Raw genomic sequence first — 19,247 nt, forward strand, 5'->3', positions numbered from 1 at the left:
GAGCTGCCCGGTGCGTATTGCTGGGAGGTTAACGACACCATTTCGACGGTGGCAAGGGTTCGGCAGCAGAAGAGGCCAACTTCGAGACCTACCCTTACAAACTTGCAGCTCAGGCGAGAGGGAACATCCAGGCAGGTCGCGAGCTCGATCATGGCCACCCCTGAGCAAGTCCTGTTATCGTTAACTGACGCTGTGGAGCCGAGTAAGGAGCAGATGTGCCCGCCTCTCGTTCGTACGACCCCCACCCCAGCTACCAGCCGACCGGCGGGCAGGTGGTGGCCGGCTGGCCGGCTGCGGTCGCCGATCTGCCGCCCGGCGCACTCGTCCTGGCAGTTGACGGTCCCGCCGCCCTGGACTGGGACGCGCTGACCGACGGCCTCATGTCGGCCGTGCGCTCGGCGGGCCGCGAGGTGGACCTGCTGGATGTCCGCGGCTGTTACGCGACGGCGGCCGGCGAGCGCATAGCCACTCCGCCCGTCCCCGCCGGCGACCCGTTCTTCGCCCCGTTGTCCGAGGCGCGGATCGCGGACATGTTCGACTCCGTCCCGCGGCCCGAGCGGCCCGCCGAAGGCGGTGTGACGGTGGTGTCCGGGCCGGGCGCTTCGCTGTGCGCGCCGGATGTGCTGTGGTACGCGGACCTGCCGAAGCGGTACGCCGAAGCCGCCGTGGCCAAGGGTGAGCTGCCGACGGGCGTGAACCTGGGCCGTCCCGACGAGCCCGGCGATCTGGTGCGCCTGTTCTACACCGACTGGCCTGTCCTGGACCGGCACCGCGACGCGATCGCGGGCCGCGTCGAGCGGTGGATCGACGTGCAGGACCCCCTGTCCCCCGCTTCGCTGGACGGTGACGCGCTGCGTACCACCTTCGCGCGTCTGGCCCGGGGCCCGGTGCGTACCCGCCCGTACTTCAACTCCACCATGTGGGGCGGACAGTGGGCAGCGAGCGAACTGGGCTTCACCCCCCAGGCCGGCAACACGGCCCTGGGCTACGAGCTGATCGCCCCCGAGGCGGGTGTCCTCGTCGGTGAGGACGGCGGAGCCCAGGTCGAGGTGCCGTTCCAGCTGCTGTGCGTGTGGCACCCCGAGGATCTGCTCGGCGAGGAGGTGCACCGCCGGTTCGGTACCTCGTTCCCGATCCGGTTCGACTACCTCGACACGATGGGGGGCGGCAACCTGTCCCTGCACCTTCACCCGCAGGAGCAGTACATGCGGGACGTGTTCGGCTGGCCGTACACCCAGCACGAGACGTACTACGTCACGGCCGGCGAGGAGGGTTCGCGGGTACTGCTGGGGCTCACCGAACCGGCGGATGTCGACACCATGCGCGAGCAGGTGGAGGATGCCATCACCAACGGCACCCCGATGCCGGTCGAGGATCACGTGCAGAGCCATCCGGCCACGGTGGGCCAGCTGTTCATGATTCCCGCGGGCACCCCCCACGCCTCCGGCGCGGGCAATCTGGTGCTGGAGGTGAGCGCGACGCCGTACCTGTACTCCCTGCGCTTCTACGACTGGCTGCGCAAGGACGCCGCCGGCCGCTCCCGGCCCCTGCCCTACGAGCACGGTTTCGCCAACCTGGACACCGCCAGGCGCGGGGAGGACGTGACCAAGGATCTGATCCAGCAGCCGCGCACGCTGCGCGCGGGCGACGGGTGGCGCGAAGAGGTCATCGGCGCTCTGCCGGAGATGTTCTACGCGGTGCACCGCCTGGTGGTGGCACCGGACGCGGACATCGCCGACGACACCGGCGGTCGCTTCCACATCCTCAACGTCGCCGCCGGCGAGGGCGCTGTCATCGAGACCCGTGACGGCCGCACCTGCTTCCTGGCCTTCGCGGAGACCATCACGGTGCCCGCCGCGGCCGGCCCGTACCGCATCCGCGCGTCGGGTCCGGACGAGGTGCACATCGTCAAGGCCCTGGTGGTCGAGACGTGACCGGGCCCTCCCCGCGAGCCGTGGCCACGGCCTCCCCGCAAACCCTCACCGCGGCCTCCCCACGAGCCGTGACCCTTGCCTCCGCTCGGGGGGCGCTCGCGCCCATCCCCGTTCTCGATGTCGGCGGGACGCACGTCACAGCCGCGCTCGTCGATCCCTCGACCGACCGCCCCGTCCCGTCCTCGGTGACCCGCAGGCCCCTCGGGGCTCACGCCGCGGCCGACGGCATCCTCGACGCCATCGCCGCAGCCGCCCTGGAGCTGCCTGCCGGGCACCGGCCGACCTGGGGTGTGGCCATGCCAGGGCCCTTCGACTACGCCACCGGTGTCGGCCGCTTCACCGGCATGGGGAAGTTCGAGTCCCTGTCCGGCGTCGACGTCGGGGCCGGCCTGCGGCAGAGGCTGGCCGACCGGGCCGAGCGACTGTGCTTCCTCAACGACGCCGATGCCTTCGCCATCGGTGAACACCGCGCCGGTGCCGCTGCCGGTCACGACCGTGTGGTCTGCCTGACGCTGGGCACGGGCGTCGGGTCTTCGTTCCTGTCCACCGGCCGGCCCGTCCACGACGACCCCCGGGTACCGCCGAGCGGGCACGTGCACCGGCTGACGGTGCGCGGTCGACCCCTGGAGGACACCGTCTCGCGCCGTGGCATCCGCGCCCACTACTCCCGCCTCACGTCGCCGGCGAACGATCAGGACGTTCCCGACGCCCATCGGGACGCCCATCCCAATATCCATCCCGATGTCCATGAGATCGCCGCGCGTGCCAAGGAGGGCAACGCCGCCGCGGTGGAGGCTTTCCGCTACGCTTTCGACGCCCTTGGCCAGGCCCTGGCTCCATGGATCGACCGCTTCGACAGCACCGCGGTGGTCGTCGGTGGTTCCATGGCCCAGTCGTGGGACTTGGTCCACCCCGCGCTCACCGCAGGACTGGCTTCGGGGGGCAGCGCGGATGCACCTGTTCTGCCGGCCCGGCAGCCCGCGGAGGCACCCTTGATCGGGGCCGCCCACTGGGCGCAGGTCACACCGGGCGCCCCATGAACGCCGGGGCGCCGACTCAGGCAGGCGGAGGAAGGGGCAGGGGCATGACCGCTCGCCGAGGCAGCGGGCCGACCATGCATGACGTCGGCAAGCTCGCGGAGGTCAGCGCCATGACCGTGTCACGGGTGCTCAAGAACGACCCGGGCGTGTCCCAAGCGACCCGCGAGCGGGTCTTCGCAGCGGTCGACCGACTGGGCTACCGCCGCAACCAGACCGCACGCAGCCTGCGCCTCGGCGGCAGCGGCATGATCGGCCTGGTCGTCACCAACCTCGCCAACCCGTTCTATTCGCGCCTCGCGCTCGGCGTCCAGGAAGTCGCCACGGAGTACGGCTTTCGCATGCTGCTCAGCAACTCCGCCGAGCAAGCCGAACGAGAGCCCCAACTCATCGACGACCTCATCGATCACCAGGCCGAGGGGCTGATCGTGGTTCCGGCGGGCAGTCGGCAGCAACACCTGGCCGACGCCATGCGCCATGTCCCGGTCGTCCTCGCCGCACGTCCGCCCGCCGGACTCGACACCGACTGCGTACTGGTCGAGGACTTCCACGGGGCCCGCGAAGCCACCACCTGTCTCCTGGCCGAAGGGCACACCCGCATCGCCTTTCTCGGCAACCCGCCCGCGCTCTACACCGGCGCCGAGCGCCTGCGCGGGTTCTGGGCAGCGCACGAGGAGGTCGGCATCGAGCCCGACAACACCCTCATCCGCCAGGGCCTGGTCGACTCCGCGACAGCAGAGGCGGCGACCCTCGCACTGCTTGAGCAGGCCGAGCGCCCCACCGCACTGTTCTGCACCAACAACCGCATCAGCCAGGGTGCGATCCGGGCTCTCTACAAGGCGGGGACCACACTCCCCGTCGCGGGTTTCGACGACTTCGACCTGTCCGACGTCCTGGGTCTTCCCCTCACCCTCGTCTCCTACGACGCCGACGAGATCGGCCGTCAGGCCGCACGCCTGCTGATCGACCGCCTCGAACACCGCGACGCGGAGCCGCCCGCCTCCCGCCGCGTCACCGTCCCGACCCGCGTCATCCGCCACGGCGTGTCCTCCAACGACCGTCCGGACAGGCCACCCATCAGCGGGTAACCCTCCGGTCACGTGTATTCGGCCAAGAGCAGCTCCCTTGACTGAAGGTTGTGACTGAAGGTTGCCGAACCGAGCAGCGGCGCTAGGACCTGTCCTGGTCGACGGTGAGCACGTCCCGAAGTACGTCCTCCAGCGTGGTCCTGGCAAGCTCCCCGCGCAGGACGGTCTCCACGTCGTCGTACACGGCGGTCATGACCGGGCCGATTCCCCGGCCCACGACACACTCGGGGGCGGGTGTCGAGCGGTGCAGTGCGAAGACCGGCCCTGGCTGGACGGCTTCGTAGACATCGAGCAGAGTGATCGCCGCGGGTTCCCGGGAGAGCATCCACCCCGCCCCCGCGCCGCGCCGCGAGTCGGCGAGACCGGCCGTGCGCAGCTCGGCCAGCAAGCGCCGGATCACGACCGGATTGGTGTTGACGCTCGCGGCGATCTGCTCCGAGGTGGCCACCTCGTGGCCACGGCGCTGGTACAGACCGATCCATGCCAGGGCGTGAGCCGCAACCGTCAGCCTGCTGTTCGCGCTCATACTCACTCACCTTTCGGGCGTAACAGTATGAGTTACATCAATGCGAGGCAAGCCCTCCGGGCCCCTGCGGCGGGAGCTGGGCCTAGCGGGTCTGACCACGGTCGTAGAGGTCGTAGAGGTGGATGACCGGCACCACCAGGGGAGCACCCGCCGGACGGCACGCCTCACACCTGGTTCGTACCGCCATCGGCATGCAGCTCCGCGCCGGTGGTGAAGCTGCTCTGGTCCGAGGCGAGGAACAGGACGGCGCTCGCGATCTCATCCGGTCGGCCCATCCTGCCCAGCGGCACCATGTCGACGAACGCGGCCTTGAGCTGCCCGGCCTGCTCGGCGTCGGCAGCGAGGCCGGTGATGCCGGGAGTGTCGACCGGTCCGGGCACGATGACATTGACCCGGATGCGGCGACCCTTGAGTTCATTGGCCCAGGTGCGGGCGAAGGACCGTATCGCCGCCTTGGTTGCGGCGTACACGCCGAACGCCTCGTGGCCGGTCGAGGCGGCGCTGGAGCCGGGCAGAATCACCGACGCGCCCTCATTGAGCAGGGGCAGGGCCTTTTGGACGGTGAAGAACAGGCCGCGGACGTTGATGGCGAACGTCGTGTCGAAGTGCTCCGCAGTGGCCTCCTCCAGGGTGGCGAACTCACCACCGCCCGCGTTGGCGAACAGTACGTCGATGCGCCGGCCGCTCCGGTCCAGCGTCTCGTAGAGCCGGTCCAGATCGCCGAGCAGGGAGATGTCCCCCTGGATCCCGACGGCGCCCCGTCCGATGTCCTGGACGGCGGCGTCCAGTTCAGGCTTGCGGCGTCCGGTGACGTACACCTGCGCACCCTCGGTGGCGAAGCGTTTGGCCGCGGCGAGTCCGATCCCAGTGGTTCCTCCGGTGACGACCGCGACTTTGCCGGTGAGCTGCCCCATGACTTCCTCCGCCGATTGATCTCTTGATGTAACAGGTATTGTTACTTCTATAGATGTAACAGTATTGGTTACATCAAGCTGCGTCAAGACCACACAGATGCGGGGTGCGGGAGGCGGGGGGCGGGCCAGGGGCAGGCGCCGCTGTTCTTGCGGGCCGCCACGGACGGGGCCGATCCGCCCGTCCGCGAGAACCGTCCTGTCCGTGCTCGTTTGAGCCATGACAGTGCACCGACAGCGTAGGTCTGGCCGCGGATATTCACGATCAGACATACGAACTCTCGGATGGACAGAGCTAGTTGACTTCGGCGGGCAGTGTGTCCCGCGAGGGCTCCGGGGCTTCCGCGATACGTTCCAGCGCCACCTTGGGCAGCCACCGCGCGAGCGGGGCGGGTAGCCACCAGGCCCACGTGCCGAGCAGCTGCATGATCGCGGGGACGATCAGGCAGCGGATGACCAACGCGTCCACCAGGATCGCCACGGCGAGGCCGAGTCCGAACTGCTGGAGCATCCGGTCGGCGCTCAGCATGAACGCGCCGAACACCACGATCATGATGGCCCCGGCCGCCGTGATCACCTTGCCGGTGGTGGCCAGTCCTTCCCGTACGGCGAGGGAGTGATCCTGCGTGCGCTCCCACTCCTCGTGGATCCGGCCGACCAGGAACACCTCGTAGTCCATGGACAGGCCGAAGACGATCGCGAAGATCAGTACAGGCAGGAAGGCTTCGATCGGTCCCGACTGCACCCCGAACCAGCCGTGCTGGAACACCAGGGTCATCACGCCGAGTGCGGCGGCGATCGAGAGCAGGTTGAGCAGGGCTGCCTTGAGGGGGATCAGCACCGACCGGAAGACCAGCATCAGCAGCAGGGAGGACAGTCCGACGACGACGGCGACGAAGAGCGGAAGCCTTTTCGAAACGGTGTCCGCGAAGTCCTGGGAGGCGGCGGTCGCGCCGCCGACCAGCACCTTGGCACCGGTGTCGCGCTCCAGTTCAGGGGCCAGGTCATCACGCAGGTGATGCACGAGATCGGGAGTGCCCGCGTCCTGCGGCGACGTCGCCGGGTAGACGATCACGGTGGACAGGGCGCCGTCCTCGGAGGGCATTGCAGGGCTGGCGGCGGCCACACCGTCGGCCTTCGCGAGCTCCGCCCGGACGGCCTGGCTCGCGGCCTCGTCACCCTGGGCCAGGACCACCAGCGGACCGTTGAAGCCCGGGCCGAAACCCTCGGCGAGCAGGTCGTACGCCTGCCGGGTGGTCGTGGTCTTCGGGTCGTTGCCCGCGTCGGCGAAGCCCAGGCGCATACCGAGGGCCGGCGCCGACAACGCCAGCAGACCGAGTACGGCGACAAGCAGCGCCGGCAGCGGGCGGCGCTGTACGGCGGCGGCCATGGCCCGCCAACGGCGGCCTTCCACCTTGCCCTTGGCCGCCGCTTTCGCCGCCTGCTTCAGTACGTGGCGCTGAATGCGCTGACCGAAGAAGGCGAGCAGTGCGGGCAGCAGGAGCAGCGAGGCAGCCATGGTGGTCAGCACGGTCAGGGCCAGGGCGAGCGCCACACCCTGCAGTGAGCCGAGGCCGAGTGCGACCAGGCCGAGGAGCGCGATGATCACGGTGCAGCCGGCGAAGAAGACCGTACGGCCGGCGGCATCCAGGGCCTTGCGGCCGGCTTCGGCCGGGTCGGCGCCGTCGGTGAGTTCGTGCCGGTAGCGGTAGAAGATCAGCAGGGCGTAGTCGATGCCGACGCCGAGCCCGACCAGCATCGTGATGGGCGGTGTGAAGTCGGCGATCGTGAAGATGTGCGAAGCGAGCACGATCAGGCACAGTGCCGAGCCGACCGCGAAGAGAGCGGTGATCAGCGGTACGGCGGCCGCCACCAGGGAACCGAAGAGCAGCCCGAGGATGATGACGGCGGCGCCGACACCGGCCAACTCGGCGGTCGGGCTGCCCTTTTCCTCGGCGCCGCGCACCGCGTCTCCACCGAGCTCGATCTGGAGACCGTCCGTCTCGGCGCCCTTGGCGGTGTCGATGATCGCGGTGATCTCGTCCTTGGGCACGGCCTCGGCCTTGCCGTCGAGCGTCACGGTGGCGTAGCCGATCGTTCCGTCCTTCGACACGGCGGAGGCATCGTCGTACGGGCTGCGCACCTCGGCGACTCCCGGCAGCCCCTTCGCCTCGGCCAGCATCTTGTCGACCGCGGCCTTGTCGGTCCCAAGGCCCCGGCTGTCCTTCAGCACGATGTCGACGCTGTCGCCGGCCTGGGCAGCGCCATGCTTGGTGTACAGGTCGGTGGCGGTCTGGGAGTCGGTGCCCGGCAGGGCGAAGTCATTCTTGTACGCCGAGCCTGCGGAACTCGAACCCAAGGTGACGGCGGCCAGGACGGCCACCCAGATCAGCAGCGCGGCCCAGCGGTGACGCTGTGCCCAGCCGGCCAGGGCGCCGAACCGGCCGACGCGGGGCTCGTCCGGCCGGCCCGGGGGCGCGGGCGGGGCAAGGGGTGCGGCTGCGCCGCGGGTGGGAGACATGAGCGACTACCTCGGATTCGAACGGGAGTTGCCTGGCGTGAGAACCACACCCACCACCGCGCCGCACAGCGCGGGCACGCCGATCGCCAGGGCGGCAAACACGCCGGCGACGTCAGAAGCCACGGCCCCTGCGGCTGCGACCAGCAGCATTCCGGCAGCGGCTCCCACGAGCACACCGACATGGGCGGCAGTGGCACGTGCGGGGAAGGCGGGCGTTCTCATGCCCTTGAGCGTGCACGCGCGGTGGGGCCGGGGGCATCAGTCTCCGGCTGACACCGGGCGTACCCCAGCGGGTGCAGGCGCCGCAGTGGCGTACCCCAGGAGTACCGCCCTACGGCCGGCCCGGCCGCCCGCTGCCGGCGACGCGCGACCGGCGATCCATCAGGCCAGCCAGCCCGGGCTGACCATCCCGGACTCGTACGCGAGCACCACGACCTGCGACCTGTCCCGCGCCCCCAGCTTCGCCATGATCCGGCTGACATGTGTCTTCGCCGTCGATGGTGCAAGGACCAGCCGCTGGGCGATCTCGTCGTTCGTGCATCCCGCGGCCATCAGCCGCATGACCTCGCGCTCCCGGTCGGTGAGCGCCTCGATCCGGGTGTCATCCAGCTCCGGACCCTTCACGCGGCCCGCGAACTCGGCGATCAGCCGCCGCGTGATCGACGGGCTGATCAGGGCATCGCCCCGGGCGGCGACCCGCACCGCCTGCACCAGTTCCTCCGGCTCGGTGTCCTTCACCAGGAAGCCCGTCGCCCCGGCGCGCAGCGCCCCGTACACGTAGTCGTCCAGGTCGAAGGTCGTCAGGATGACCACCTTCACCGCCGCGAGCCGCTCATCCCCGATGATCACCCTGGAGGCTTCCAGACCGTCCATACCCGGCATCCGGATATCCATCAGGACCACATCCGGACGCAGCTCGCGGCAGGCCGAGACCGCCGACTCCCCGTCGCCGGCCTCACCCACCACCTCGATGTCGTCCTGGTCGGCGAGGATCGACCGGAACCCGGCCCGGACGAGCCGCTGGTCATCCGCCAGCAGGACTCTGATCATCGGTCACTCCGCTCCGTCGGCTCTTCTGTGATCCCGTACGGCAACCATGCCCGCACCACGAATCCGCCCTCCGGGAGGGGGCCCGCGGTCAGCTTGCCGCCCAGGACCCGCGACCGTTCCGTCATGCCGGCGATCCCGCTGCCGCCACCCGCCTCAGCAGGGCGGGCGGCCACGCCCCGGCCGTCGTCCTCGACGGCCAGGGCCAACTCCTCGTCGCCGTAGGCGAGCCGGATCGTGACCCGTCCGGCACCGCTGTGCCTGGCGGCGTTGGTCAGCGACTCCTGCACGATCCGATACGCCGCCAGATCCACCGGTGCGGGCAGCGGGCGCTCGGCCCCGGTCCGCTCGATCCGCACCGTGAGCCCTGCCGGCTTCGCCGAGGCCACCAGCGCATCCACCCGGGCGGGCCCAGTCGCGGGTGCCGTGGGCGCCTCCTCGTCGACCTGGCGGAGCACGCCGAGCGTGGCCCTCAGTTCGCGCAGCGTCTCCCGGCTGCCCGCCTTGATCGCGCCGAGCGCCTCCTCGGCCTGCGCCGGGTCCTTCTTCAGCCGGTACAGGGCCGCACCCGCCCTGCACGTTGATCATCGAAGTGTTGTGCCCGACCATGTCGTGCAGTTCACGTGCGATGCGCAGCCGTTCCTCGGTGGCTCGCAGCCGCGCCGCCTCCTCGGCGTAGGCCACCCGGCCGTGCCGCACACTGCCGAGGGCCACGACGGCGACCAGCCAGCCGGTCAGCATGAACAGCGCCGTACCGGTGACATCGCTCGTCGCCGTGCGGGTGGCCGCGCCCACGCCGGTCACCATGGCCGCCGACGTGGCGATAGCCGCCCGCATCCGACCCTGAGCCGCAAGGGCGTACAGCGTCACGATCGGAACCAGCACCAGCGGCCCGTCGACGGCGCTCACCACGTAGTAGGCACCCGTGCCCACGACCGTGAACCAGCCCGTCCCCACCGGATACCGACGGCGCAGGAGCAGGGCTCCGCACACGGTGACCATCAGCAGCCAGGACGCGACCAGCGAGATTGGCGAGCCCTCGCCACGCTCCAGCCGCTGCCCCTCGGCGAGCGCCACCAGGACGAACACCACACCGGCCAGCAGGACGTCGGCGCGGACGCCACGGGGCAGCCGGAGAAGGGTCTGATCGAAAGGCGGCACGCCTTGCATTCTGCCCGCATTGCCGATCCATGGGCGATGAAGCGGGTCGAGGGGTCCGTGCCGTCACCGGAGTCGCGAGCGCACGCGCCTACAGACTGACGACTCGCACCCGCTGCCCACACAGCTTGACCATGTCGTCGGCATCGGATGTGAGCACCACCACCGGCCCCGGCAGACGAAGCGCCACTTCGGCGACCATGGCGTCGATGGCGTGCTTGTGCCCGGGCAGCCCGGCCCCCTTCAGAAGCCCCGCGCTGCGGCGGGCACTCTCCTTGGTCACCGCCTCCACTCGGATGCGGGACAGCAACCAGTTCAGCCGGGTCATGTCCACGCCCCCGTACGACACCTCGATGATCGTGGCGGCCGACATCACGACATCGACTCCGTCGCGCTCCGCCTGCTCCAGAAGCCGCATCACCTTGCGGTCCCGGTCGATGCACGAGGAGAAACCGTGTGAGTCAAGCACCAGCGATTCGACGTTCACGCTGCGCGCCCCGCCTCCTCGGTCCCATGCAGGAGCGCACGGGCCTCGACCATCTCCTCATCGGTGAATACCCCGAACTCCCCTTGGTAGCGATCCAGTTCCTCCCGCAGAAGCCTGCGCCGCTCGGCCCTCTCCGCCAGCTCGGTGATGTAGCCGGAGACGTTGTCCGTATGCGACTTCATGCTCTCCAGCAGCTCTTCCGGCAGCGTGATCGTGACTTTCTTCGTCTTCGCCATGCTCAACCATACCGTGGTGTTACCGCCACGCTCACGGAAGTGACCCACCGCGAACCCGCATCAAGCTGCCCCCTCACGCCAAGCACGGCTCGGTCCACGACCCAGCACGGGAAAAGGCCAGGGGCCCGACTCCGAAGAGTCGGGCCCCTTCCGACCTGCATGTTTGTCAGATCAGCGACGTGGCGATATGTCACCCGCTACACATTGAAGCGGAACTCCACCACGTCCCCGTCCTGCATCACATAGTCCTTGCCCTCCATGCGGGCCTTGCCCTTGGCGCGGGACTCGGCGACCGAGCCCATCTCGACGAGGTCCTCGAAAGAGATGACCTCCGCCTTGATGAAGCCCTTCTGGAAGTCGGTGTGGATGACACCGGCGGCCTCGGGGGCGGTGGCGCCCTTCTTGATGGTCCAGGCGCGGGATTCCTTCGGGCCGGCCGTGAGGTACGTCTGCAGGCCGAGGGTGTTGAAGCCGACGTGGGCGAGTGTGGCGAGGCCGGGCTCCTCGACTCCGACGGACTGCAGGAGCTCCAGGGCCTCGTCGTCGTCGAGCTCGGCGAGCTCCGACTCCAGCTTGGCGTTGAGGAAGATCGCCTCGGCGGGGGCGACCAGAGCGCTCTGCTCGGCCTTGAAGGTCTCGTCGACCAGCTCGTCCTCGTCGACGTTGAAGACGTACAGGAACGGCTTGACCGTGAGCAGGTGCAGATCGTGGAGGAGTGCCTCCTCCTCCGAGCCCTGCTTGATGCCCGCCGCGAACAGCGTCTGCCCCGCGTCCAGGATGTCCTTCGCCGCCTCGATCGCGGTCACCTTCGCCACGACGTCCTTCTTGATCCGCGACTCCCTCTGGAGACGCGGCAGGACCTTCTCGATGGTCTGCAGGTCCGCGAGGATCAGCTCGGTGTTGATCGTCTCGATGTCGTCCTTGGGCGAGACCTTGCCGTCCACGTGCACGACGTTCTCGTCCTGGAAGGCGCGGATGACCTGGCAGATCGCGTCCGACTCGCGGATGTTCGCGAGGAACTTGTTGCCGAGGCCCTCGCCCTCGCTCGCGCCGCGCACGATGCCCGCGATGTCGACGAAGTCCACGGTGGCGGGCAGGATCTTCTGCGAACCGAAGATCTCCGCCAGCTTGGCCAGCCGGGCGTCGGGGACACCGACCACGCCCACGTTCGGCTCGATCGTGGCGAACGGGTAGTTGGCCGCCAGCACGTCGTTCTTGGTCAGGGCGTTGAAAAGGGTCGACTTGCCGACATTCGGCAGACCGACGATTCCGATCGTGAGCGACACGTTGCGACTTCCCGTACGTGAGGTTGTGGGGCGAGGACTGGGGCCACGAGGGCCGGGCCGGGACCGGCCCGGGTTGCGTACTTCTTGATGCTCGGGCCGATCCACCAGTCTACGGCGTGCCGCGCCTCGCACCGGCGACGTATCGAACGCTTGGCCAAGGTCGACCAAAGCGCGTGTCTCGGCGCCTATTCCGCACATAACCCGACCTAAGTTGGACCAGTGGAGCAACACAGGACGCGTCCTCCCCAGTCACGGCCGCCACGAGGCGGCCCGCCCCTTCCCCCGCAGGCCGGGCGGGGCGGTGCCCGTACGCCCCGGCAGGCCGGAGCCGGTGTCGCGAAGACCTCGGCGCCCGTCTCACCGCTCGTACAGGCGGTACGCCGGTTCCCCAACCCCCGGCTCACCGGTCTGGGCAGCGGGCTGTTCTGTGCCGCGTCGATGTTCACGCTGGCCTGTCTGATCCAGCTGCTGTTCGGGGCGTCGATCGTCGTCTACGGGGTGCTGTTCCTGCCGGTCTGCGTGCTGACCGCCGTGTGGGTGCGGCGGGCCGACCTCGTCACCTCGGTCGTCGCCGTGCCGATCGCCTTCGCCGTCGGACTGCTGCCGATCGCCGACAGTGACGGCGGCTTCGGCGGACGGCTGATGGGACTCGTCACCGCGCTCGCGATGCACGCGGGATGGCTGTACGGGGGGACGCTGCTGGCCGGGGTCATCGTGACCGTGCGCAAGGCGCGGATGATGACCCGCAAGGCCGCACAGCGACGCCGTTCGGTCTGACGCTCATGCCCGATGCGGGGTGCCCGGTGCCCAGCGCCTGGTGCCCAGTGCCCGCGCCCAGCGCCTGAGGCCTGGCGCCCTGGGGTCTGGGGCCTGGGGTCTGGGGCCTGGGGTCTGGGGCCTGGGGTCTGGGGTCTGGGGTCTGGGGTCTGGGGTCTGGGGTCTGGGGTCTGATGTCGCGACGGGCAGACGTTGCCTGCCGCGCCGCGGCACTAGTCCGTCTTCGCCGCCCGCATCGCCGCGCCCACGATCCCCGCGTTGTTCTGCAGCTGGGCCGGCACCATCTCCGCCTTGATGCCCTCGATCAGCGGCAGGAACTTGTGGGACTTGCGGCTGACGCCGCCGCCGATGACGAAGAGTTCGGGCGAGAAGAGCATCTCCACGTGCGCGAGGTACTTCTGGACGCGGTGGGCCCAGTGCTCCCAGGAGAGGTCGTGGTCCTCCTTGGCCTTCGTGGAGGCGTGCTTCTCCGCGTCGTGGCCGTTCAGCTCCAGGTGGCCCAGCTCCGTGTTCGGGACGAGGACGCCGTCCACGAAGAGGGCGCTGCCGATCCCCGTACCGAAGGTGAGGAGGATGACCGTGCCCCGGCGGCCCCGGCCTGCGCCGAACTGCATCTCGGCGACGCCCGCCGCGTCCGCGTCGTTCAGCACGGTCACCGGCAGGCCGCCCAGCCGGTCGCCGAGCAGGGCGCGCGCGTCGGTGTCGATCCAGTCCTTGTCCACGTTGGCCGCCGTGCGGATGGTGGTGCCGCCGGTGACCACGCCCGGGAAGGTGATCCCGACCGGACCCGTCCAGCCGAAGTGGCCGACGACGTCCTTCACACCGTCCGCCACCGCGTCGGGTGTCGCCGGGTGCGGCGTGAGCACCTTGTAGCGCTCCTCCGCCAAGTCGCCCCGGTCCAGGTCCACGGGAGCGCCCTTGATCCCTGATCCGCCGATGTCCACGCCGAAGATCTGCATGGCTCTACGTTACGTCGTACGACGGACAGTCACTCGCCCGAGGGTGCTGTTCCGGTGCGCTCCGCCACCAGGGCCGCCGCCTCCGCGCGCAGGTCACGGCGCAGCTCCTTGGGCAGGGAGAACGTGATGGACTCCTCGGCCGTCTTCACCGTCTCCACGTCTCCGTAGCCACGCTCGGCCAGCCACTCCAGCACGCCGTCCACCAGTACGTCCGGGACCGAGGCGCCGGAGGTCAGACCGACCGTGGTGACGCCTTCGAGCCAGGCCTCGTCGATCTCGGCCGCGAAGTCCACCAGGTGCGCGGCGGAGGCGCCCGCGTCCAGGGCGACCTCGACCATCCTGATCGAGTTCGAGGAGTTCTTCGAGCCCACCACGATCACCAGCTGAGCGTCCTCGGCGAGCTTCTTCACCGCGATCTGGCGGTTCTGCGTGGCGTAGCAGATGTCGTCGCTCGGCGGGGAGATGAGCTGGGGGAACTTCTCCTTGAGGGCATCCACCGTCTCCATGGTCTCGTCGACCGACAGCGTCGTCTGGGAGAGCCAGACGACCTTGGAGGGGTCACGGACCTCGACCTTGGCCACGTCATCGGGGCCGTCGACCAGCGTGATGTGGTCGGGCGCCTCACCGGACGTACCGATGACCTCCTCGTGACCCTCGTGGCCGATGAGGAGGATGTCGAAGTCGTCGCCCGCGAACCGGACGGCTTCCTTGTGGACCTTGGTCACCAGGGGGCAGGTCGCGTCGATGGTGGCGAGCCTGCCGGCCGCGGCCTCGTCGTGGACGACCGGCGCGACACCGTGCGCCGAGAACATGACGATGGACCCCTCGGGGACCTCCTCCGTCCGCTCGACGAAGATCGCGCCCTTCTTCTCCAGGGTCTGCACGACGTACTTGTTGTGGACGATCTCGTGGCGGACGTAGATCGGGGCCCCGTACTGCTCAAGGGCCTTCTCGACGGCGATCACGGCACGGTCGACTCCCGCGCAGTAGCCACGGGGGGCGGCGAGCAGGACACGGCGGCCGGTCGAAGCAGTCATGCGTCCCATCGTAAGGCCGCCCCCGGCGGGCCAAGGATCGCCCCTTTGGGGAGACTGGTCAGAAGCTGGGGAGCTGGGAGGGGGGACACGGCACGACTCTCGGGAGGCACGGATGTCCGACACGGGAACGCCGGCCCGCGCGGCCGACGGGGAACGAGGCCTGCGGCGCAGTCTCGGCTTCCGCGACCTGGTCGTGTACGGGCTGCTGTTCATCGCTCCCATGGCACCGGTCGGTGTCTTCGGGACCCTCGACGCCAAGTCGCACGGGGCGGTCGCGCTGGTCTACGTCGTCGCCACGGTCGCGATGGCGTTCACCGCGTTCAGCTACGCGCAGATGGTGCGGGTGGTCCCCCAGGCCGGTTCGGTGTTCGCCTACGCGCGCGTGGGGCTCGGCAAGGAGGCGGGGTTCGTCGCCGGGTGGATGGCGATGCTGGACTACCTCCTCATCCCGGCGGTGGCGTACCTCTTCTCCGGGATCGCGATGAACTCCCTGGTCCCCGACGTCTCGCGCTGGGTGTGGACGGCGCTCGCGGTCGTCGTCACGACGCTGCTGAACCTGTGGGGGGTACGGGCCGCGGCCCGCGTCGGTTTCCTGGTGCTCGCCATGGAGATCGTCGTCCTCCTTGTCTTCGTCGTGTCGGCGATCGTGGTCCTCGCGCGCGACGGAGCACAGCGGGGCTGGCTGTCGCCTCTCTCCGGAGACGGTTCCCAGGGGGCGTTCGCACTGTCCGCGGTTCTCGGCGCGGTGTCGGTCGCCGTGCTGTCGTACCTCGGCTTCGACGCGATCGCCTCCTTCGCGGAAGAGGTCACCGGCAGTTCGGAGAAGGTCGCCAGGGCGGTGCTGTTCTGTCTCGCCCTGGCCGGTGTGCTGTTCATCGCGCAGACGTACCTCATCGCGCTGCTGGAGCCGATGTCGTCGGCGCAGCTCGCCGACGATCCGGTCAAGCAGGGATCGGCCTTCTACGACGCCGTGGACGCCTCGGTCGGCACGTGGCTGCACGATCTGGTGGCCGTGAGCAAGGCGATCGGGGCGGCCTTCGCCGCGTTGGCCGGGCAAGCGGCGGCGGGGCGGCTGCTGTTCGCGATGTCCCGGGAGCGTCGGCTGCCGCGGGCACTGTCGAGGACCGACTCCGGGGTGCCGCGCGCCGCGCTGCTCTGCGCGGCCGTCATCACCATGGTCGCCGCCGTGTGGGCCGCGCGGCGCGACGACGGGATGGACCACCTGGTGTCGGTGGTCGACGTGGGCGCGCTGACCGCCTTCACCCTGCTGCACGCGAGCGTGGTCGGCTGGTTCGCCGTGCGCCGGCGGGGAGGGCCGGTCGTGTGGTGGCGGCATGTGCTGATTCCCGTCGTCGGAGCGGCGATCACCGTCGTCGTGATCTTCGAGGCGTCCGGGGCGGCGCAGGTGGTGGGCGCGGTGTGGCTCGCGATCGGGCTCGCGGTGCTGGTGGTGCAGCGGGGCCGGACGCCGGTGGCCGGCTGACCCGGACGTTTTCGCCCCCGCCGCCCTCACCCTTCCCGTCCCTGGGGCCGCGCCCCAGACCCCCCGGCGGAGCGCGTCGGGCGGGTGCGGGCCCGGTGAGGGCTGGTCGCGCCGTTCCCCGCGCTGGTCGCGCCGTTCCCCGCGCCTCTGAAAGCCCGCGGACGCCCGACACAGCCCGGCCCGACGCAGCCCTGTCGGCGCCAATACCAGGCGGGGTCCTGTCAGAGGCGGGCGCTACGCTCGCGGTATGGCTCTCAACACGTCCGCGGAAGCCCCGCTGCCCGTCGGCGAGGTGTCGCGGCTCATCGGGGGATGGATCGACCGGCTCGGTGCCGTGTGGGTCGAGGGGCAGATCACCCAGCTGTCGCGCCGCCCGGGCGCGGGCGTCGTCTTCCTGACGCTGCGCGACCCGTCGCACGACATCTCCGTGGGCGTGACCTGCTACCGGCAGGTGTTCGACGCCGTCGCCGACGTGGTGAGCGAGGGCGCGCGTGTCGTCGTCCACGCGAAGCCCGAGTGGTACGCGCCGCGCGGGCAGCTGTCGCTCCGGGCCGCCGAGATCAAGCCCGTGGGCGTCGGTGAACTGCTCGCCCGGCTCGAACAGTTGAAGAAGTCCCTCACCGCGGAAGGGCTGTTCGCCACCGAGCGCAAGAAGCCGCTCCCGTTCCTGCCCCAGCTCGTCGGGCTGGTCACCGGTCGCGCCTCCGCCGCCGAGCGGGACGTCCTGGAGAACGCGCACCACCGCTGGCCGGCCGTCCGCTTCGAGGTGCGCAACGTCGCCGTGCAGGGCGTCCACGCGGTTCCCCAGGTCGTCCAGGCGGTGAAGGAGCTGGACGCGCTCGCCGACGTCGACGTGATCATCGTGGCGCGCGGCGGCGGCAGCGTGGAGGACCTGCTCCCGTTCTCGGACGAGCAGCTCGTACGGGCGGTCGCGGCCTGCCGTACCCCCGTGGTGTCGGCCATCGGTCACGAGCCCGACAACCCGCTCCTCGACCACGTGGCCGACCTGCGCGCCTCCACTCCCACCGATGCCGCCAAGAAGGTCGTACCGGACGTCGGCGAGGAGTACGAGCGCGTCCAGTTCCTGCGGGACCGTGCCCGGCGGTGCGTCGGGTCCTTCATCGAGCGCGAGGAGCGGGGCCTCGCGCACGCGCTGGCCCGCCCCTCGATAGAGGATCCGCACCGGATGGTGAACGAGCGGGCCGACCACGTCGCCGCGCTCCTGGACCGCGGCCGCCGCACGCTCGGCCATCTCCTCGACCGGGCCGACTCCGAGCTGACGCACACGCACGCGCGCGTGGTGGCCCTCTCCCCCGCCGCGACCCTCAAGCGGGGTTACGCGGTACTGCAGAAGTCCGACGGCCACGCCGTCCGGTCCGCGGACGAGGTGACGGCGGACGAGCCTCTGCGGGCGCGGGTCGCCGAGGGCGAGTTCACGGTACGAGTCGATGTCTGAGGCAGACCCTAGGGTGGGCGCATGACCAGCAAGACGGACGAGGCGCTCGGGTACGAGCAGGCGCGGGACGAGCTCATCGAGGTCGTACGACGCCTGGAGACGGGCGGTACGACACTTGAGGAGTCGCTCGCCCTGTGGGAGCGCGGCGAGGAGTTGGCGAAGGTGTGCCGGCGGTGGCTGGACGGGGCCCGCGCCCGCCTCGACGCAGCGCTGGCCGGGGAAGATGAGCAGGAGAAGGACGGGGCAGCGGCGCAGGGCACTGCGGCGGACGCCGGCTCCGAGTAGCCGGGCGCGGTCTTCTCTCCGGCGACCGAACCGGCGGCTGAACCGGCGACTAATCATGAATGGGTGTCGCCGGTTCACTGCGCGACCAGTCACGGGTCCGTAGCCCTGGCGCTCGCCCGTTCATTGCGCGAGCCCTCGCCCGTCCGTGACGCGACCCCTCGCGCTCTCGCGCCCTCGCGCCCTCGCGCAATCATTGGCCAGACCATGCGTTCTGTGAACCGGATCACCATGCTCCATTTTTGATTGAACCTTAAACCTATCTGGCGTACCGTTTCACGTGTCATCTGATCCCCCCACAGGATCCGACACAGGATTCGACGCACGCTCCGAAGAGGTTCTGCCACATGTCTCTCGTCCTTGACCCCACCGCCCAGGACCTGCTGTTCCGCGAGGCCCGCACCGCCAACGCCTTCACCGACGAGCCGGTGACCGAGGAGCAGGTGCAGGCGATCTACGACCTGGTCAAGTACGGCCCGACCGCCTTCAACCAGTCGCCGCTGCGCATCACCCTGGTCCGCTCCGCCGAGGCCCGCGAGCGCCTGGTGCAGCACATGGCCGAGGGCAACCAGCCGAAGACGGCCGGCGCCCCGCTCGTCGCGATCCTCTCCGCGGACAACGAGTTCCACGACGAGCTGCCGCACCTCTTCCCGCACTTCCCGCAGGCCAAGGACGTCTTCTTCGCCGAGCGCCCGGCCCGCGAGGGTGCCGCCGCGCTCAACGCCGCACTGCAGGCCGCGTACTTCATCATCGGTGTCCGTGCCGCCGGCCTGGCCGCCGGTCCGATGACCGGCTTCGACTTCGCGGGCGTGCAGAAGGAGTTCCTCGACGGCGACCACACCCCGCTGATGGTGGTCAACATCGGCAGGCCCGCCGAGGACGCCTGGTTCCCGCGCTCCCCGCGCCTGACGGCCGACCAGGTCATCACGACGGTCTGACCCGGCCGGACCCTGCCGGAGAGCAGGACCGAGCAGGGCCCGGATGTGCGAGAGGCCCCCAGCGTCGCTGGGGGCCTCTCGCAC

General features: G+C 70.0%; 19 protein-coding genes and 2 pseudogenes. 8 read left to right on the forward strand and 13 right to left on the reverse strand.

Annotated elements, in window-relative coordinates; all coding sequences use genetic code 11:
• Positions 1–215 precede the first annotated feature (215 nt).
• Genes AB0D14_RS18340 through AB0D14_RS18350 form a run of 3 tightly spaced genes read left to right on the forward strand, consistent with a single transcriptional unit; the run spans position 216 to position 4,059 of the window.
• The gene (locus AB0D14_RS18340; RefSeq protein ID WP_362780027.1) at positions 216–1,934 is read left to right on the forward strand and encodes a hypothetical protein; all 1,719 of its coding nucleotides are present in this window, start codon (positions 216–218) and stop codon (positions 1,932–1,934) included.
• On the forward strand, positions 1,931–2,974 hold the full coding sequence (locus AB0D14_RS18345) for an ROK family protein (RefSeq protein ID WP_362780029.1): 1,044 nt from the start codon (positions 1,931–1,933) through the stop codon (positions 2,972–2,974). The genes AB0D14_RS18340 and AB0D14_RS18345 overlap by 4 nt, the downstream gene beginning before the upstream one ends.
• A 44-nt stretch (positions 2,975–3,018) precedes the next feature.
• On the forward strand, positions 3,019–4,059 hold the full coding sequence (locus AB0D14_RS18350; protein WP_362780032.1) for a LacI family DNA-binding transcriptional regulator: 1,041 nt from the start codon (positions 3,019–3,021) through the stop codon (positions 4,057–4,059).
• A gap of 82 nt (positions 4,060–4,141) precedes the next feature.
• Here the strand turns inward: AB0D14_RS18350 and AB0D14_RS18355 are convergent, their stop codons facing one another.
• From AB0D14_RS18355 to ychF, 11 genes and pseudogenes are all read right to left on the reverse strand, one after another.
• Positions 4,142–4,585: an Rrf2 family transcriptional regulator gene (locus AB0D14_RS18355; protein ID WP_362780035.1), complete on the reverse strand. Its 444-nt coding sequence runs from the start codon at positions 4,583–4,585 to the stop codon at positions 4,142–4,144.
• Positions 4,586–4,749: 164 nt separating this feature from the next.
• Positions 4,750–5,499, reverse strand: coding sequence for an SDR family oxidoreductase (locus tag AB0D14_RS18360; protein ID WP_362780037.1), 750 nt, complete (start codon positions 5,497–5,499; stop codon positions 4,750–4,752).
• Positions 5,500–5,791: 292 nt separating this feature from the next.
• Positions 5,792–8,017 carry an MMPL family transporter gene (locus AB0D14_RS18365; protein ID WP_362780040.1) on the reverse strand — a complete coding sequence of 742 codons (2,226 nt, stop codon included), beginning with the start codon at positions 8,015–8,017 and terminating at the stop codon, positions 5,792–5,794.
• 6 nt (positions 8,018–8,023) lie between these two features.
• Positions 8,024–8,239 carry a hypothetical protein gene (locus AB0D14_RS18370; RefSeq protein WP_362780042.1) on the reverse strand — a complete coding sequence of 72 codons (216 nt, stop codon included), beginning with the start codon at positions 8,237–8,239 and terminating at the stop codon, positions 8,024–8,026.
• A gap of 159 nt (positions 8,240–8,398) precedes the next feature.
• Entirely contained in the window at positions 8,399–9,067 is a 669-nt protein-coding gene (locus AB0D14_RS18375; RefSeq protein ID WP_362780043.1) for a response regulator transcription factor, read from the reverse strand.
• On the reverse strand, positions 9,064–9,522 hold the full coding sequence (locus AB0D14_RS18380) for an ATP-binding protein (protein WP_362780046.1): 459 nt from the start codon (positions 9,520–9,522) through the stop codon (positions 9,064–9,066). Before AB0D14_RS18380 ends, AB0D14_RS18375 begins: the two co-directional genes overlap by 4 nt.
• Positions 9,523–9,564: 42 nt before the next feature.
• Positions 9,565–9,624 (reverse strand): annotated as a pseudogene (locus AB0D14_RS18385) (hypothetical protein); the annotation flags it as partial.
• Between the two features lie 40 nt (positions 9,625–9,664).
• A pseudogene (locus AB0D14_RS18390) lies at positions 9,665–9,805 on the reverse strand (sensor histidine kinase); the annotation flags it as partial.
• A 508-nt stretch (positions 9,806–10,313) separates the two neighbouring features.
• Positions 10,314–10,709, reverse strand: a complete 396-nt coding sequence (locus tag AB0D14_RS18395; protein ID WP_362780047.1) for a PIN domain-containing protein — start codon at positions 10,707–10,709, stop codon at positions 10,314–10,316.
• On the reverse strand, positions 10,706–10,945 hold the full coding sequence (locus tag AB0D14_RS18400) for a hypothetical protein (RefSeq protein WP_362780049.1): 240 nt from the start codon (positions 10,943–10,945) through the stop codon (positions 10,706–10,708). The genes AB0D14_RS18395 and AB0D14_RS18400 overlap by 4 nt, the downstream gene beginning before the upstream one ends.
• A gap of 197 nt (positions 10,946–11,142) precedes the next feature.
• Positions 11,143–12,231, reverse strand: coding sequence for a redox-regulated ATPase YchF (ychF, locus tag AB0D14_RS18405; RefSeq protein WP_362780052.1), 1,089 nt, complete (start codon positions 12,229–12,231; stop codon positions 11,143–11,145).
• A gap of 219 nt (positions 12,232–12,450) precedes the next feature.
• Here ychF and AB0D14_RS18410 point away from each other — a divergent pair, with 219 nt between their 5' ends.
• Complete coding sequence (locus tag AB0D14_RS18410) at positions 12,451–13,008, forward strand: DUF6542 domain-containing protein (RefSeq protein ID WP_362780054.1); 558 nt, start codon at positions 12,451–12,453, stop codon at positions 13,006–13,008.
• Positions 13,009–13,220: 212 nt separating this feature from the next.
• On the opposite strand, the gene ppgK is transcribed toward AB0D14_RS18410, so the two are convergent.
• Both ppgK and AB0D14_RS18420 read right to left on the reverse strand, forming a co-directional pair.
• The gene (gene ppgK, locus AB0D14_RS18415; protein ID WP_362780056.1) at positions 13,221–13,967 is read right to left on the reverse strand and encodes a polyphosphate--glucose phosphotransferase; all 747 of its coding nucleotides are present in this window, start codon (positions 13,965–13,967) and stop codon (positions 13,221–13,223) included.
• Positions 13,968–13,996: 29 nt separating this feature from the next.
• Complete coding sequence (locus tag AB0D14_RS18420; protein WP_362780058.1) at positions 13,997–15,013, reverse strand: 4-hydroxy-3-methylbut-2-enyl diphosphate reductase; 1,017 nt, start codon at positions 15,011–15,013, stop codon at positions 13,997–13,999.
• Between the two features lie 103 nt (positions 15,014–15,116).
• Between AB0D14_RS18420 and AB0D14_RS18425 the strand changes: the two genes are divergently transcribed.
• The 4 genes from AB0D14_RS18425 to AB0D14_RS18440 all read left to right on the forward strand — a co-directional run bounded on the left by AB0D14_RS18425 (position 15,117) and on the right by AB0D14_RS18440 (position 19,163).
• Positions 15,117–16,487 carry an APC family permease gene (locus AB0D14_RS18425; protein ID WP_362780060.1) on the forward strand — a complete coding sequence of 457 codons (1,371 nt, stop codon included), beginning with the start codon at positions 15,117–15,119 and terminating at the stop codon, positions 16,485–16,487.
• 247 nt (positions 16,488–16,734) lie between these two features.
• Positions 16,735–17,943, forward strand: a complete 1,209-nt coding sequence (gene xseA / locus AB0D14_RS18430; protein WP_362780063.1) for an exodeoxyribonuclease VII large subunit — start codon at positions 16,735–16,737, stop codon at positions 17,941–17,943.
• 21 nt (positions 17,944–17,964) lie between these two features.
• Positions 17,965–18,228 (forward strand): exodeoxyribonuclease VII small subunit, encoded by a 264-nt coding sequence (locus AB0D14_RS18435; protein WP_362780066.1) that lies wholly within the window; start codon positions 17,965–17,967, stop codon positions 18,226–18,228.
• 344 nt (positions 18,229–18,572) lie between these two features.
• Positions 18,573–19,163 (forward strand): malonic semialdehyde reductase, encoded by a 591-nt coding sequence (locus AB0D14_RS18440; RefSeq protein WP_362780069.1) that lies wholly within the window; start codon positions 18,573–18,575, stop codon positions 19,161–19,163.
• Positions 19,164–19,247 lie beyond the last annotated feature (84 nt).

Source organism: Streptomyces sp. NPDC048484 (genome assembly GCF_040651415.1).
Lineage (GTDB): Bacteria > Actinomycetota > Actinomycetes > Streptomycetales > Streptomycetaceae > Streptomyces.

Bases quoted from the DNA above. Each gene is read 5' to 3' on its own strand.
- AB0D14_RS18420 (WP_362780058.1), bottom strand. From the start codon at position 15,013: ATGGGACGCATGACTGCTTCGACCGGCCGCCGTGTCCTGCTCGCCGCC.
- xseA (WP_362780063.1), top strand. From the start codon at position 16,735: ATGGCTCTCAACACGTCCGCGGAAGCCCCGCTGCCCGTCGGCGAGGTG.
- ppgK (WP_362780056.1), bottom strand. From the start codon at position 13,967: ATGCAGATCTTCGGCGTGGACATCGGCGGATCAGGGATCAAGGGCGCT.
- AB0D14_RS18435 (WP_362780066.1), top strand. From the start codon at position 17,965: ATGACCAGCAAGACGGACGAGGCGCTCGGGTACGAGCAGGCGCGGGAC.
- AB0D14_RS18370 (WP_362780042.1), bottom strand. From the start codon at position 8,239: ATGAGAACGCCCGCCTTCCCCGCACGTGCCACTGCCGCCCATGTCGGT.
- AB0D14_RS18375 (WP_362780043.1), bottom strand. From the start codon at position 9,067: ATGATCAGAGTCCTGCTGGCGGATGACCAGCGGCTCGTCCGGGCCGGG.
- AB0D14_RS18425 (WP_362780060.1), top strand. From the start codon at position 15,117: ATGTCCGACACGGGAACGCCGGCCCGCGCGGCCGACGGGGAACGAGGC.
- AB0D14_RS18360 (WP_362780037.1), bottom strand. From the start codon at position 5,499: ATGGGGCAGCTCACCGGCAAAGTCGCGGTCGTCACCGGAGGAACCACT.
- AB0D14_RS18440 (WP_362780069.1), top strand. From the start codon at position 18,573: ATGTCTCTCGTCCTTGACCCCACCGCCCAGGACCTGCTGTTCCGCGAG.
- AB0D14_RS18355 (WP_362780035.1), bottom strand. From the start codon at position 4,585: ATGAGCGCGAACAGCAGGCTGACGGTTGCGGCTCACGCCCTGGCATGG.
- AB0D14_RS18400 (WP_362780049.1), bottom strand. From the start codon at position 10,945: ATGGCGAAGACGAAGAAAGTCACGATCACGCTGCCGGAAGAGCTGCTG.
- AB0D14_RS18365 (WP_362780040.1), bottom strand. From the start codon at position 8,017: ATGTCTCCCACCCGCGGCGCAGCCGCACCCCTTGCCCCGCCCGCGCCC.
- AB0D14_RS18350 (WP_362780032.1), top strand. From the start codon at position 3,019: ATGACCGCTCGCCGAGGCAGCGGGCCGACCATGCATGACGTCGGCAAG.